At 51.8% G+C, this 15,313-nt stretch carries 13 protein-coding genes; 6 read left to right on the top strand and 7 right to left on the bottom strand.

Going from position 1 to position 15,313, the window contains the following annotated elements:
- Window positions 1-10: 10 nt before the first annotated feature.
- Window positions 11-1,723: an acetolactate synthase 3 catalytic subunit gene (locus PY990_RS06620; protein ID WP_105028766.1), complete on the bottom strand. Its 1,713-nt coding sequence runs from the start codon at window positions 1,721-1,723 to the stop codon at window positions 11-13.
- 39 nt (window positions 1,724-1,762) lie between these two features.
- Between PY990_RS06620 and PY990_RS06615 the strand changes: the two genes are divergently transcribed.
- The 5 genes from PY990_RS06615 to PY990_RS06595 all read left to right on the top strand — a co-directional run bounded on the left by PY990_RS06615 (window position 1,763) and on the right by PY990_RS06595 (window position 4,112).
- Window positions 1,763-1,894, top strand: a complete 132-nt coding sequence (locus PY990_RS06615) for a hypothetical protein (protein ID WP_008251157.1) — start codon at window positions 1,763-1,765, stop codon at window positions 1,892-1,894.
- Window positions 1,895-2,112: 218 nt separating this feature from the next.
- Window positions 2,113-2,673, top strand: a complete 561-nt coding sequence (locus PY990_RS06610) for an RNA polymerase sigma factor (protein ID WP_275270946.1) — start codon at window positions 2,113-2,115, stop codon at window positions 2,671-2,673.
- Window positions 2,670-3,158: a DUF3619 family protein gene (locus PY990_RS06605; RefSeq protein WP_275270945.1), complete on the top strand. Its 489-nt coding sequence runs from the start codon at window positions 2,670-2,672 to the stop codon at window positions 3,156-3,158. Before PY990_RS06610 ends, PY990_RS06605 begins: the two co-directional genes overlap by 4 nt.
- A 19-nt stretch (window positions 3,159-3,177) precedes the next feature.
- Window positions 3,178-3,600: a DUF3106 domain-containing protein gene (locus tag PY990_RS06600; protein WP_105028764.1), complete on the top strand. Its 423-nt coding sequence runs from the start codon at window positions 3,178-3,180 to the stop codon at window positions 3,598-3,600.
- Window positions 3,601-3,644: 44 nt separating this feature from the next.
- Window positions 3,645-4,112 (top strand): RDD family protein, encoded by a 468-nt coding sequence (locus PY990_RS06595; protein ID WP_275270944.1) that lies wholly within the window; start codon window positions 3,645-3,647, stop codon window positions 4,110-4,112.
- Here PY990_RS06595 and PY990_RS06590 read toward each other — a convergent pair.
- The 6 genes from PY990_RS06590 to PY990_RS06565 form a co-directional block, all read right to left on the bottom strand.
- A complete protein-coding gene (locus PY990_RS06590; RefSeq protein ID WP_275270943.1) occupies window positions 4,109-5,086 on the bottom strand; it encodes an aminotransferase class I/II-fold pyridoxal phosphate-dependent enzyme in 978 nt (325 codons plus the stop codon). The genes PY990_RS06595 and PY990_RS06590 overlap by 4 nt on opposite strands.
- Window positions 5,076-6,542 carry a SpoVR family protein gene (locus PY990_RS06585; protein WP_275270942.1) on the bottom strand — a complete coding sequence of 489 codons (1,467 nt, stop codon included), beginning with the start codon at window positions 6,540-6,542 and terminating at the stop codon, window positions 5,076-5,078. Before PY990_RS06585 ends, PY990_RS06590 begins: the two co-directional genes overlap by 11 nt.
- 11 nt (window positions 6,543-6,553) lie before the next feature.
- Window positions 6,554-7,810 carry a YeaH/YhbH family protein gene (locus PY990_RS06580; protein WP_275270941.1) on the bottom strand — a complete coding sequence of 419 codons (1,257 nt, stop codon included), beginning with the start codon at window positions 7,808-7,810 and terminating at the stop codon, window positions 6,554-6,556.
- Window positions 7,811-7,837: 27 nt separating this feature from the next.
- Window positions 7,838-9,802, bottom strand: a complete 1,965-nt coding sequence (locus PY990_RS06575; RefSeq protein WP_105029842.1) for a PrkA family serine protein kinase — start codon at window positions 9,800-9,802, stop codon at window positions 7,838-7,840.
- A gap of 199 nt (window positions 9,803-10,001) precedes the next feature.
- Window positions 10,002-11,801 (bottom strand): MFS transporter, encoded by a 1,800-nt coding sequence (locus PY990_RS06570; protein ID WP_275270940.1) that lies wholly within the window; start codon window positions 11,799-11,801, stop codon window positions 10,002-10,004.
- 115 nt (window positions 11,802-11,916) lie between these two features.
- Entirely contained in the window at window positions 11,917-14,412 is a 2,496-nt protein-coding gene (locus PY990_RS06565) for an acyl-CoA dehydrogenase (RefSeq protein WP_275270939.1), read from the bottom strand.
- Between the two features lie 387 nt (window positions 14,413-14,799).
- Here PY990_RS06565 and PY990_RS06560 point away from each other — a divergent pair, with 387 nt between their 5' ends.
- The gene (locus PY990_RS06560) at window positions 14,800-15,264 is read left to right on the top strand and encodes an SRPBCC family protein (RefSeq protein ID WP_275270938.1); all 465 of its coding nucleotides are present in this window, start codon (window positions 14,800-14,802) and stop codon (window positions 15,262-15,264) included.
- Window positions 15,265-15,313 lie beyond the last annotated feature (49 nt).

Raw genomic sequence — 15,313 nt, 5'->3', positions numbered from 1 at the left:
CATCTCCTTTTTACAGTTCTTCCGAACCCAGCAGCATTTCGGACAAGCCCTTGCCAGCCTTGACCATGGGCCACACGTTTTCAGTGCGGTCGGTGATGAAGTCCATGAACACCAAACGGTCTTTGTACTTGCCAAAGGCCTCGCGCAATGCCGGTTCTACATCTGACGGCTTGGTGATTTGCATGCCAATGTGGCCATACGCTTCAACCAACTTGACGAAATCTGGCAGTGCATCCATGTAACTTTCAGAGTAGCGTGAGCCGTAATCCAGCTGTTGCCACTGGCGAACCATACCCAGATAGCGGTTGTTCAGGTTCACGATTTTCGGCGTGAAATGGTACTGAAAGCAGGTGGACAATTCCTGAATGTTCATCTGAATGGATGCTTCACCTGTAATACAAGCCACCTGAGCATCGGGATTGGCCATTTGAACACCCATGGCGTAGGGCAAGCCCACACCCATGGTGCCCAAACCACCGGAATTGATCCAGCGACGCGGTTTGTCGAAACGATAGTACTGGGCAGCCCACATTTGGTGCTGACCCACATCCGATGTAACAAAGGCGTCGCCGTTGGTGACTTCCCACAACTTTTCAACCACAAACTGGGGTTTGATGAGTTCATCGGACTTGGCATAGTCCAGGCACTTGCGGCCACGCCATTTCTCAACCTGTTCCCACCAGCCTTGCAGTTTGCCCTGGTCAACTCGCTTGCCGCTTTCTTCCAATAACTGAATCAAATCAACCAGCACGTCTTTGATGTTGCCAACAATGGGCACATCCACTTTCACGCGCTTGGAAATGGAAGACGGGTCGATGTCGATGTGAATGATTTTGCGAGGAATTGACGCGAAATCCTTGGGGTTACCAATCACACGATCGTCAAAACGAGCGCCGACAGCGATCAGCACGTCACAATTTTGCATGGCCAGGTTGGCCTCGTAGGTGCCGTGCATGCCGGGCATACCCACAAACTTTTTGTCGCTGGCCTTGAATGCGCCCAAACCCATCAAGGTATTGGTTGTTGGCGCACCAACCCACTCTACCAAACGAGTCAGTTCAGCAGAGGCATCACCCAAAATAACACCACCGCCGGAATAGATCATGGGGCGCTCGGCTTCCAGAATCATTTGCACAGCTTTTTTGATTTGCCCCTGGTGGCCCTTGACCACCGGGTTGTACGAGCGCATTTTGACTGGCTCGGAGTAATCAAACGTGGTTTTGTGAATGGTGATGTCTTTGGGGATGTCGACCAGTACTGGGCCTGGACGGCCTGTGCGAGCAATATAAAACGCTTCTTTCATGACACGCGCCAGGTCTTTCACATCCTTTACAAGGAAGTTGTGTTTGACGCAAGGGCGTGTGATACCCACGGTATCGCATTCCTGGAATGCATCTTGACCGATCGCGTGCGTGGGCACCTGACCAGACAAAATCACCATGGGAATTGAATCCATGTAGGCAGTTGCAATGCCGGTAACAGCATTGGTCAAGCCTGGGCCTGATGTAACGAGACAAACACCCACCTTGTCGCTTGAACGCGAGTAGGCATCGGCTGCATGCACAGCAGCTTGTTCATGACGTACCAGAATGTGTTCGAAACCGTCTTGTTTGAAGATGGCATCGTAGATGTAGAGTACTGCTCCGCCTGGGTAACCAAAAACGTGCTTGACGCCTTCTTCTTCCAGACATTTGACAACGATTTCCGCGCCGGTATATTCCATTTTAAAAAATCCTGACAAAATCCACGGGACATTGGTCGGATGCCGTCCTGGATCGCATTGCCGTGGGGCACAGGCTTTTTGAAAATGAACAACCTTGTGGGTGTGGACATGTCGCAAAGCGCTGGCGATCACAACCCGATTATGTCGGGCAGGTTGGCCATGGGCTTCTGAACCACAAGTTCAGCGCCCTAGCGCGTCTTTCGCTAAAACAACAAGGGTATGCTGATTAACTAGAGACAAAAACAGGGTAGAACGAGATCTTAGTGCGAAGCCCGCTGTGGGTCAAGAAAAAAGCTTGTGGCTTTGATATCATGCCGTATTGTTAAATATTGCGAATCATTCTCGCCTCGACCCCCAAACCCTCTGACACCACCTCGACACACACATTTATGGCCAGCACGCGAGAATTAGAGGATTTTTTGAAAGAGGTGTCGCACCGGGCTTATCGCCAGGCATTTTTTGCCGTAAAGAATGAAGAAAGCGCCATGGACCTGGTGCAGGAAAGCATGATGAAGCTTTCTGACAAATACGGCGACAAACCCAAAGAAGAACTGCCAATGCTGTTTACCCGCATTTTGCAGAACACGATTCTGGACCATCATCGCCGCCAGAAGGTCAGAAACACCTGGACAACGCTGTTTTCAAGCTTTCAGAAGAAAGATGAAGAAGATTACGATGTGCTCGAGAACCTTCTCGCGCAAGACGAATCTCAGAATGCAAGCGCTCAGGATGAGGTTGAACAATCACAGAACATGGCGGCCATCGAAGAAGCCATCGCAAATTTGCCAGAGCGTCAACGTCAGGCATTCATCTTGCGTTATTGGGAAGAGATGGACTTGGCAGAGACGGCAGAGATCATGGGGTGTTCTGAGGGCAGTGTTAAAACGCACTGCTCCAGAGCGACAAAGGCATTGGCACAGGTATTGAAGCAACAGGGGTTTCGGGAATGAATGAAGATCGGCTAACCGCAAATGTAGTAAAAAGGCTACTTGATGAGTCGGCAGGTCAAGTTCCGCCCCACATTCAAGATCGCCTTAAGCTGGCCATCTCCAAATCGGTGCAACTTCATGCCGAGAAACACGGGCAGCATGCCAAGTCCAGACAGGCCAATACTGGCAAGATTGCCGATTTATTCCAACAGTTCTCAGAATGGTTCAATCGCCCCGCCTTGTCCATGGCGGTGAGTGCCTTGTTCATTGCAGGTGCGGTTTTCGGGGTGGCTCAATTTGGTCTGGAGAACTACGACGCTCGCATTTCTGAAACTGCAGATCTCGACGCCGCGATTTTGTCGGACGACCTTCCACCCGATGCTTATCTGGATCCAGGCTTTATCAATTACGCCACTGAGTTGCAGAAGAACAATGCAATTCCAGCGGAAGACGGAATTGAACAATGGATGGATTCATTACCCGCCGACTTCACCACGTCGATCTAGCATTTAAGGATTCAGGGGCATGATGATGACTAGACTCTATTCCGGATTGATGACCTTGGGCTTGGTTCTGGTGCTTTGCGTTCAGAGCACGGATGCGCTGGCTGCAACTGACTGGTCTGAGCTGTCTGCCAAACAGCAGGAGCTGCTTGCACCACTGAAAAACGACTGGAATTCCATGACCAATGCCCAACAGGAGCGCTGGTTAAAGGTTGGCAGGAAGTATGAAAGTGAGCCCGCTGAGCGCCAGGCAATTATGCGTGAACGGGTTAGTACCTGGAGCGAACTAAGCCCGCGGGAAAAAGCGGCGGCCCGTGAAAACTACAAGGCCCTGAAAGAGAAGCGCCAGGGCGAGCGAAATTCAAGCTGGAACAGCTATCAAAGCCTGGATCCGAAACAACGCGATGAATTCAAGGGAAAAAGCAACAAACCTTCACTGAATTAAAACCCGCATCCATTTGGCTAGCGCGCCAGCGATAAAATAGCGAAATGGAACGACTACTCGACAACGGGCTAATCAGCCCCAGCAGAAAACGCCGGTTTGCAAGCATGTTGTATGAAAGCATGCTGCTTTTCGGCGTTTTATTCATTGCCGGCTACTTTTTCGACACACTCACTCAAAGCAGACATGCCTTATACCTTCGAGAGGCACGCCAGTGGTGGTTTTTCGCCGTACTGGGGCTGTATTTTGTGTGGTTTTGGCGCCATGGTGGCCAAACCCTTGCCATGAAAACCTGGCACATTCGACTGGTGAAGGAAAACGGAGAGCGTGTTGGGCTGGCACAAGCCACGCTGAGATATGTGCTGTGTTGGTTTTTCAATTTGACGGGCATCGCGTTCATTTATTCGTTTTTTGACAAAAACGGGCAGTTCCCCCAAGACCGCTTGGCGAAAACCCTGCTAGTTTCAACCAAACCACGGGAACGAGGCATTGAAGAAGTGATGCGTCACGACTAATCGCTGAGCGAGTTCACCGCATTTTCAAGGCGGGTCCAATCTGCCTCGGATTTCGGTGCACCGCATCGCAAAATGCTGTCTTCAGTCGGATAGGCACGCACCAGAATTCCCACATGTTCCAGGTCGGCAGCCCATTGCTCATTGTTAGGATGGGCAAAGCTGATGAAGTAACCACCTTTGTGAATTTGAATGTGCTCGCCCAATCGAACTCGCCAGACCGACTCGAGCCTTGTACACACCGCATCCAGGCGAATCAGCTGCTTGGCCCTCCAGTCTTCTGCTGCAAAATATTGCAATGCCAGCCACCATTGCGGTGAGGAAACAGCTTGCGTACCCACTTCGTTGAGCAATGCTGTACACACAGCCTTGGGGCCGCACACAAATGCCAGGTTTGCCCCAGCCAAGCCTGAGAAAGGCGCCACCGAGCGAAGCACAATGGCCGGCTCTGCTTCGATGAAGGACGCATAGGACTCCTCACCAGTCCAGTCCAGATAGGCTTCATCAAGAATAAGCCAGCCGCCCTGTTCCCGAAGTTTTCGGGCCAGGGGCTTGATTTGCTGGATGCTGATCATTTGGCAGGTGGGGTTGACCGGGCGCCCCAGCACCACCACATCGCACTCGGGAATATCCCCTTCAAGCACAAGATCCACTGGCCAATCGAGTACGACATGGTTAGCCCGGCGAAAGCGTTTGTCCCATTGATCAAAACTGGGCTCGGCTAGCACCACCCGCATTGACCCGTACCAGGTTTGAAACAAACGTGCCAGCGCCGAGATACCGCTTTCTATGCCGGTTACCGCCAACACAGATTCGCACTCGAAAAACCGGGCAGCTTCAAGATGAAAACGAGAGCGCAACAAGTCGGGGCTGGCCCACACCGAAGCCGGCATGTCAGGCAATTTCATCTCAAAGGGGGCAACCGAGCCGGACAGGTCTAGTTTGGCCTGCTGCCTGACGTGAGTTTCAATGCGCATCCGATGTTTCCAGGTGCACCGGGAAACCCCACAAACGCTCAACCTGAGCAAGGGTTTTCTCGGCTTCATCCGTATTCAGAGGCCTTCCACGACGGCTCATGTGGGTAAGTGTGAGGGATCGATCTGTCATGCGGGCATAGGAAGTCACTTGAATATCGGGCACCATGCTTTCCCGGGAGTACTGGTTTGCCAACAGGGTGCGGATTCGCTTGTAACCCTCGTCGTTGTGAATGGCATCGATAAACAGTTCGCTTTCAGTTTTGTGATCTGCGATTGCAAACAAACGGAAGTCTCGAATGACCTTGGGGGACAAAAACTGGCGGATGAACGATTCATCCTTGAAATTGCGCATGGCAAAATCAACAGCTTTCAACCAATTGCCGCTACCCGCAATTTCAGGAAACCAGCGTTTGTCCTCTTCTGTGGGCTTTTCACACATGCGACGAATATCGCTGAAAATGGCAAAACCGAGGGCGTAGGGGTTCAAGGCCCTGAAGCGTCCGTCGCGCGAATCGGGCTGAAAAACCACATTGGTGTGAGACGTCAGGAATTCGAGCATGAATCCATCGGACACCAGTTTCTCGTCGTACAAGGTATTGAGCAAGGTGTAATGCCAGAAGCTGGCCCAACCTTCGTTCATAACCTTGGTTTGCCCCTGCGGATAAAAATACTGCGACATTTTGCGGACGATGCGCACCAGCTCACGTTCCCAGTCACGCAACTTGGGAGCTTCCTTCTCGATAAAGTACAAAATGTTTTCGACAGGCTCACGGGGGTAGTTATCTTGCCGGCGCTCAATTTGTGCGGCTTCAACGGGAGATACCTTGGCCATGATTTCATCGTACTGGCGTCGCTTTTCTTCGGCCAGGTCATCGCGTTTTACTTTCAGTGATGCCTCGGATTCAAAACGTCGTTTGTAACGATCGACCCCAAAATGCTGTATGGCATGCGCAGCGTCAAGCACTTCCTCAACTGCATCGATACCATATTTTTCTTCGCACTCCATGACGTACTTCTTGGCGAACACCAGGTAATCGATGATTGCATCGGCCTGGGTCCACTGCCTAAACAGGTAGTTGCCCTTGAAAAAGGAATTGTGTCCGTAACAGGCGTGAGCGATCACCAGCGTCTGCATGGTCATGGTGTTCTCTTCCATGAGGTAAGAAATGCAGGGGTTGGAATTGATCACGACCTCGTAGGCAAGGTTTTGCTGCCCGGTTTCGTACAAATGCTCGTTAACCGAAAAGGATTTGCCGTAACTCCAGTGTGGATACATCACGGGCATGGCACCGCTGGAATACGCATCCAGCATTTGCTCAGCACTGATCACTTCAATTTGATTGGGGAAGGTGTCGAGTTTGTATTTGTTGGCTGCAATGTCGTGAAGCTGCGTGTCAATGTCACGCAGCAGATCAAATGTCCACTCATTGCCGGCCAGGTCAAGTTGCTGGGCCATTGTTGCTACTCCTAACGCCCAAAGGCGACTTCTTTCTTCTCAAACAAGCCACGAAACACGGGGTAAATGTCGCGGCGGTTGAACAGCTTGCGCATGGCAAAGTGCCCTGCAAAACTGTCTTCCAGCCGTTCAAAACTTTCCCACAAATCAGACGCGCGAGCCATGCCGAACATGGGTGTGGGCATGGTTTCCACGTAAGCGTAGTAGCGCACATGCGGCATGATTTTGGAAGAGAGATACTCCGCGCTGGCCCGCGCATCACGGGAGGTGGCATCCCCGTCGGAGGCTTGCGCCACGTAAACATTCCATGCACTACCCGGATATCGGGTTTCGATGATGTGGTGCATCAGCTCCATGGCCGGCATGATTTCCGTGCCACCACTTTTTTTGCCATAAAAGAAGTCTTCCTCTGTCACTTCTTCAGCTTCATCGGTGTGGCGAATGAAAACCAGCTTCACTTCCTCGTACTTGCGAGTGAGGAACAGGTAAAGCAGTGTGTAAAACCGTTTGGCCAGGTCTTTCTTGGCCTCATCCATTGAAGCAGAAACGTCCATCAGGCAGAAAATGACTGCGTTGGTGGAGGGCTCGGGGTAGGTGACGCGGTTGCGATAGCGCAGGTCGACTTCGTCAAGAAAAGGCACATAGGGCTTCTTCTTCACATCCTCGAGAAGATCAAGCTGCCCTTTCTCGTCTTCGTCATCGTCCTCATCATCACCCCTGGGCTCGAGCGCGACGCGACGCATAAGCGAGGCCTTCATGGTCCGAAGCACGGAAAGCGAGGTGGGTGCACCCGTGCGGGAGTAACCCGCATTTCGGCTTTTCATGCGCTTAACCGATGAAATTTCCCGCTTCAGGAGCTCTGGCAACTCAAGATCGTCAAAATACAGGTTCAGGAACTCTTCGCGCGACAACACAAAGGTGAATCCGTCCTCTCCCTCGTCTTTGCCTGGTTTGCCACCCCCCTGCCCTTCGCCACCGCCGCTGGGTCGTGGAATACGGTCGCCAGGTACGAAATCGCGGTTACCAGGAACCACATGCTCTACATCGCCACCCTGGCCAAAAATGAAGGTCGGCTCGGATACTTCGCGGGTGGGAATGCGCACTTTCACGCGCCCATCGCCGCTGACATCAGAAATTGACGACTCACCAGCCACATCCGCGACCGCTTTTTTCAATTGCGTCTTGTAACGCCGAATAAAGCGCTCGCGGTTGGGCAAGCTTCTGTTTTTGCCGTTGAGCCTGCGATCAATAATGGTTGAATCGCCCATGGCAAACTCCCTATGCGTTTTGCGTGATCAGGACGCCTTTTTCACGCGCAAATGCCATTCCACCAACAAACGAACCTGTTTCTCGGTGTAGCCCTTGGCCACCATGCGATCCACAAAGTTCTCGTGCTTTTCCTGGCTTTCTTTCGAGCCTTTGTGGTCGAAAGAAATAACCGGCAGCAGGTCTTCAGTTTTCGAGAACATGCTGCGCTCGATCACCTCACGCAACTTTTCGTAGCTGGTCCACGCGGGCATGGTGCCGGAATTGCTGGCCTGTGCACGCAACACAAAATTCACAACCTCGTTCCGGAAGTCTTTGGGATTGGCAATGCCCGCAGGCTTTTCAATACGAACCAATTCGTCGTTCAGGGAGTCGCGATCGAAAATTTGCCCAGTGGCCGGGTCGCGGAACTCTTCGTTCTGAATCCACTTGTCGGCAAACTGTATGTAACGCTCGAACAGGTTTTGTCCATACTCGCTGTAGCTTTCCAGGTAAGCCGTCTGGATTTCCTTGGCCACGAATTCAGCGTACTTGGGAGTCAGGTAGCTCTTGATGAAATCAAGGTACTTGCGGGTTTGCTCCTCGGGCAAGTTGTCTTTAATCACCTGTTGCTCAAGCACGTACAACAAATGCACGGGGTTGGCTGCCACTTCATGGTGGTCGAAGTTGAACACTTTGGACAATACTTTGTAAGCCCAGCGGGTGGAAGAACCGTTCATGCCTTCATCGGGCCCGGATTGGTCCCGATACTCCTGTATGGGCTTGGCATGCGGGTCGACGTCTTTCAGGTTTTCACCGTCATATACGCGCATTTTGCTGAACAGATTGCTGTTTGCAGGTTCTTTCAAACGCGTTAGCACGCTGAACTGCGCCATCATGTTCAGGGTTCCGGGTGCGCATGGTGCTTTGTTCAGCGAAGAATGCTCAAGCAACTTTTCGTAGATTTTCACCTCTTCGGACACGCGCAGGCAGTAGGGCACCTTCACGATGTATACCCGGTCCAGAAACGCTTCATTGGTTTTGTTGTTGCGGAACTGCTGCCATTCCGATTCATTGCTGTGGGCCAGAATGATGCCGTCAAACGGAATGGAACCAAAACCCTCGGTTCCTTTGAAGTTGCGTTCTTGCGTGGCTGTAAGCAAGGGGTGCAGCATTTTGATAGGTGCCTTGAACATTTCCACGAATTCAAGCAAACCCTGGTTGGCCAGGCACAGGCCACCACTGAAGCTGTAGGCATCGGGATCGTCCTGGCTGAACTGGTTCAACATGCGAATGTCGACCTTGCCCACCAGTGCTGAAATATCCTGATTGTTTTCGTCGCCAGGTTCAGTCTTGGCGATCGCAATTTGATTCAAGGTGGAAGGCATTAAACGAACCACCCGGAACTTGCGCAGGTCGCCGCCAAATTCAGCCAGGCGCTTGGTGGCCCAAGGGCTGGCAATGCCAGTCAAGTAACGGCGAGGAATGCCGTACTTGTCTTCAAGCGAGGCACCAAACTGGGTCGGGTCGAACAAACCCAATGGGGATTCGTTAATTGGCGAGCCTTTCAAAGCATAGATTGGTTGCTGCTCCATCAAGGCTTTCAAACGTTCGGCCAGTGAAGACTTGGCACTGCCCACAGGGCCCAGCAGGTAAAGCACCTGCTTGCGCTCTTCAAGACCCTGGGCGGCATGGCGGAAATAGGCGACGATGTTTTCAATCACCTCCTCCATGCCATAGAACTCTTTGAACGACGGATAACGGCGCACCACCCGGTTGGCGAAAATACGAGACAAACGGGGATCGTGCCGGGTGTTGATGACTTCGGGTTCGCCAATGGCATGAAGCATGCGCTCAGCCGCGCTGGCGTATGTGAGGGGGTCGGCTTTGCACAGGTCGAGGTATTCTTCGAGGCTCATCTCGGTTTGCTGCAAAGCTGCAAAACGAGACTGAAACTGACCGAAAATGTCAGAATCGCTGGAATTCAAATCACGCGGTTCAAGCTCTGTGTTCATGATGTCCTCCTGCACAACGCTTCTTTGCCTTTTGCTTCGGCCGTGAACCTATTTCGCGCCCAAAGCGTTCACTTTCATCTCTCGAAAAAGTTGCAAAAAACAGGCCAGCTTGTTTGTTTACATTTTTGTGCTGTTTTGGTGCTTGCAACACTTTCTAGTTAACTTTGCTGTTACCACTATCTCCCTATCTAGTGGGGTATCAAACCCCTGAAGCGGTTAGAGCCTCTCTTTTGTTTAGACGCCAGACTGTTTGAGAAATTGCACTTTTTTGAACTTTTTGTTGTACCTGCTCTTCCATAAACTCCAGCACATTCATGACCACGCCCTTTTTGGCCAACACGCCTGGCATGTCATCAAGGCGGTACTGTTTGCGCAGCAGTTCAAACATGGGTTTGTCGATGGCAATCGACCTGCCCTGTTGAATATGTGACGCGATCGCCTTGATTAATTCCTTTTGAGTATCAATTTCAGAGAGTTTGCTGAACTCGAGTACGAAGCCGTGTTTGCGCAAACGATTCACAAACCTGGATTGTTTTAACCGCCCGGAAAGCACCACTGTCATTTCGATGGGCAAACCCGCCATGCGCTGCAAATAATTCTCATGAAGCAAAGTTGGGAACACGATAAGGTTGCCACCCGAATCGCCCAGATGATCCATGTTTTCAATGCGTGGCAACTGTTTGCCTGGCACTTTCAACAACAGTTGGGCACGCAGCACCACATAAGGCTGCTTGAACAACCACAGGCCCAAAACCACCACATTGATGGCAGTGACTGCTGTGAACACCCAGAGCACCTCGCCTTGCATGGCCAGCAAAATGGCGATGGCGAACCCGGCGGAAACCACCATGAAAAAAGAATTGATGATGTTGTTGGCCGAGACCACCCGCGAGCGGCTTTCCTTGGGCGCAAAAGCTTGCATGGTGGCGTACAGGGGAACGCTGTACAAACCCACGCCAACACTGATCAGTACAAATAGCCCGAGCACAGCCAGGTTGTTCAGTTGACTAAAAAATTCGACCACGGTTTGTTGATCCGGATTGGTTTGATAGGCCACCAACACGCCATGCAGCAATACTCCGGCCAGAATCATCACGACCAGGCCCCACAATACCAAACCCATTTCGATGCGTTTTCGAGACCATTTTTCGCACAAAAATGCGCCGATACCCAATCCCACGGTAAACGCGAAAAGCAGAACAGTGGCCACACCCGGGCTGGCATTGAGCAGGGTTTTCGACAGCAGCGGGAACTGGGTTAAATAGGTTGCCCCCACAAACCACAGCCAGGAAATTCCCAACAAGGCGGGCCAGACTTTGGGCAAATTGGTTGCGAAACTGACATTGCGCCAGGTTTCCGTGAACAAATTCCAATTCACCTCCAAATCAGGTGAATGCGATGGTGTCAAGGGCATGCGCTGCGCCTGGTATACGCCCAACAGGGCCACCAAAAAACCAAACCCGCACACGATGTAGACAGCAACATCACCGGCCTCCTGACTCATCAAACTACCGGCAGCAATTGTCCCCAGCAAAATGGCCATGAAGGTTGCAGACTCGACCAAGGCATTGCCCATGACCAGCTCGCTCGACTTGAGTTGTTCAGGCAAATAGGCATATTTTGCAGGACCAAAAAATGCGGATTGCGTGCCCAGCAAAAATACGCCAAGGATGAGCAGTTCAACCGAATTGAACAAAAAGCCAGCGGCGGTGATCAATACGATCGGCGGCTCAAGCCATTTGGCCAATCGCATGACTTTGGTTTTGTCGAATTTGTCGGCAAGTTGTCCGCTGGTGGCAGAGAAAATAACGAAGGGGAGGATGAACAGTGCCGCTATCAGATTGATGAGCAAACCGGGGGAAAAACTGCCGCGAAGCGCATCGTTGTAGGTGACTGCAAGCGTAACCGCGAATTTCAAAAGGTTGTCGTTGAACGCGCCGAGAAACTGCGTCCAGAAGAATGCACCAAAACGATTGTCACGAATCAATTCAATTGCCATGCATTCAGCATAGCGCAAAAAATTCTGAACGAGTAACAAAAAAGGCCCCGCTTTCGCGAGGCCTTTCGATGTTTTTGCTACAACAAAATATTGCCGAAAAACTTGCCCTTTAAAATCAAGCAGCTGCCTTGTACTCCGTGACTGGCTTGGCTTCAATGATCTCGTCAGGAATTTGACCATTGGTGCGCAAGTAGTCTTTGCTGAAGTCGTCGGTCAGGATCGCATCGAAACGAATTGGTTCGTACTCGCGAATACCCTGGGCCAGATCGGGGCTAATCAGGTTCTTGGCCACAGCGTCTTTCAACTGGGCTTCCAGACCTTCTCCAACAACCTTGCCTGAAGACACCGCCTTCAGGAAGTTGCTGTAACCAGGTTCAATCGACAACAGTTTGTCAGCTGCTTCCAGAATGCGGCCAGTTGGGTCGGACAAACCTTCACCCACAAACACTTTGTCGAGCAAGCGATTTGCGAAAGCATTGCGAGTCATCAGGAGTTCTGCCACTTCGGCGTTCACCTTGTCGCTTGGGCCTTTGGTTTTGCCCATGCCCAATGGGTAGGCCACGAAGTTCAGCAGTTTGCCAACAGCCTTGTTGGGGAAGTTGCGGTTGAACTCGGTGAATGCTTTGTCGATTTCAAACAATGAATCTTCGATCGCCCACTGCGCGTGTGGCAGTTCATCCGCCAAACGGCCATTGGTTTCAAAGTACTTCAGCACGGCTGTGGCCATGTATAGGTGGCTGAGCACGTCACCCAAGCGGGCCGACAAACGCTCGCGGCGCTTTAGTTCACCACCCAATACACCCATGGCCACGTCGGCCGTGAATGCCAGGGCGGCAGAACGGCGCTCAATGGCTTTTGCATAATCAGCCATTGGGCCGCTCACGGGGCTTTTCGCCAAACGGTTACCTGTCAGACCCAACACCAAGGCACGCATGGCACGGTTGAAAATGTGACCCAAGTGACCAAAGAAAGCGGTGTCGAAATCACGCAGACCCTCTTCTTTGTTCGGGTTTTGGGCGGCCTGCATTTCTTTCAGCACCCAAGGATGACAACGAATGGCACCCTGACCAAACACGATCAAGTTACGAGTCATGATATTGGCGCCTTCAACAGTAATGGCAACTGGCATGGCCTGGTAAGCCTGACCAAGGTAGTTGCGTGGGCCAAGAATAACGGTACGGCCACCGTGTACGTCCATAGAGCGCAGAATAATTTCACGCATCATTTCGGTCATGTGGTACTTCATCATCGCAGTGACAACAGACGGCGCACATTCTGCACAGGCAGTTGCTGTCAACACGCGTGATGCTTCCAGCTTGTAAGTGAGACCACCAATTTTACCGGTTGCTTCCTGAACACCTTCAAAGCGGCCAATCGGCATTTTGAACTGACGGCGAATTCGGGCGTAAGCGCCAGTGGCCAGGTACATGCCCCAACCAGAGGCAGCGGACAAAGCTGGCAATGAAATACCACGGCCGGCTGACAAACATTCCACCAGCATTCTCCAGCCCTTGCCGGCCATTTCGCGACCACCAATAATGGAAGTCAGTGGAATGTAAACGTCGTTACCGATGATGGGGCCGTTCATGAACACCGCGCCGGGGAAGTGGCGACGGCCAATTTGAACGTTGGGTGTATTGGCGGGCAGCAAGGCGCAGGTAATGCCGTAATCGACCTTGTTTTTGTCGCCCAGCAAGCCTTCTGGATCTTTCAGTTTGAATGCCAGACCAACCACAGTGGCCACAGGTGCCAAGGTGATATAGCGCTTGCTGAAGTTCAATACGATGCCCAATTCTTCCTTGCCATTCACCACGCGCTTCACAACCACGCCAGTGTCAGGAATGGCAGACGCATCCGAACCCACTTCAGGGCCGGTCAGGCCAAAACATGGAATTTCGCGACCGTCTACCAAGCGTGGCAGCCAGTAGTCTTTCTGTTCCTGCGTGCCATAGTGCATGATCAGCTCGCCTGGGCCCAAGGAGTTGGGAACCATCACGGTGACGGATGCGGTCAATGAACGGGTTGCAATTTTCGCGACCACGCAGCTTTGTGCGTAGGGAGAGAAACCCAAACCGCCGTGTTCTTTGGCGATCAACATGGCGAAGAATTTCTTCTTGCCCATGAAATCCCACACTTCTTGCGGCAGGTCTTTCAGCTCGAAAGTGATCTTCCAGTCGTCGAGCATTTTGCAAAGCTCTTCAGTCTCGTTGTCGAGATAAGACTTTTCATCTGCTGTGAGCTCGGTGTACTTCACATTCATCAGCTTGGACCAATCTGGCTTGCCACCGAACATTTCGGCTTCCCACCAGGTGTCGCCAGCCTCGAGCGCGTCTTTCTCAGTCGGGCTCATGGCAGGCAGGGCCTTGCTGAATGCCTTGAAAATTGGCGCTGTCAACACACCACGGCGCAGGCCTGGCACGTTGAGAACTACGGCGATCGGCAGGTAAATTGCGGCAAACACAATGAGACCCAACTCACCCAAGCCACCCAGAGCATAGAAGCCCAAAGCGGATGCGCCAATGGCAGCGGTGAAGGTCAGCAGGTTTGCACCGCTGTAGACGAGGCCGATCAGCACAACTGCTGAGAAAACGGCGAAAAGTGAATTTGACATGTTTATACCCCTTGAATGTCATCAAAGTTACTTCAAAGTTACTGAGGCGTAACATGCGCTTTCAGTGAACAACTGTCAACCTCATTGCACCAAAAAAACACCGACTTTTCTAGAGCCTCGATTCGAAAAAAATCAATGATTTACCTTGCACTGCAACATGCATTCGCAACAAAACAGGCAAGAAGCAATGCACACAACGATTTAAAGGAATCTATGATTAAGTGCGGCGCAACACGGCTGTTTTTAGTTGAACCCGGTATTTCACGAGATTTCACAAGCCCCCAATCAAGCGCCACCCAGTTGCCTCATCGGGCTAACAAGCGCGCCAATTAACCGATACACTTCACCCCATGCAGTACAACATCCACAATAAAAAGCGAGGGACATATGGCAGTTAACGTGAATGTGAAAATCGAAAAGTCGTTCAAAGTGGCCTGCAGTGCCAAGAAAGCATTTGACCAGTTGGCTGATGTTGCCGACACCGTGGCCCTGTTTCCGAAGCTGGACAAGATTGTTGACCTGGGCGATGCAGTGTGGCGCTGGGAAATGGCGAAGATTGGCGCAGCAGGTATTTCCCATCAGGTGAAGTACGCGGTGAAGTACACCAACGATGGCAAATCGAAGATTGACTGGAACCCCGTTCCGGGCGAAGGCAATGCCACTGTGGCTGGCGGTTGGGTGATTAAGGAAGACAGCCCCAAGGCATGTACAATCTCGTTCCGCTCAACTGGCGAGTTCGAAATGCCGGTGCCCCGCCTGATGAAAGGGATTGCGGAAGGTATCGTGAAATCGGAATTCGATGCACAGGTTGGAACGTTTCTAGACCGCGTGAAAGCCAAACTGGAATCTTGAACAAAACAACAAGGGAGCCCGATTAAGGGCTCCAAAGCGCTTTAGGAGA

The sequence above is a fragment of the Limnobacter olei genome (assembly GCF_029087225.1).
Classification (GTDB): Bacteria; Pseudomonadota; Gammaproteobacteria; order Burkholderiales; family Burkholderiaceae_B; genus Limnobacter; species Limnobacter olei.
Note: the sequence above shows the minus strand (reverse complement) of the source record. Positions and strands in the feature narration are given on the sequence as shown.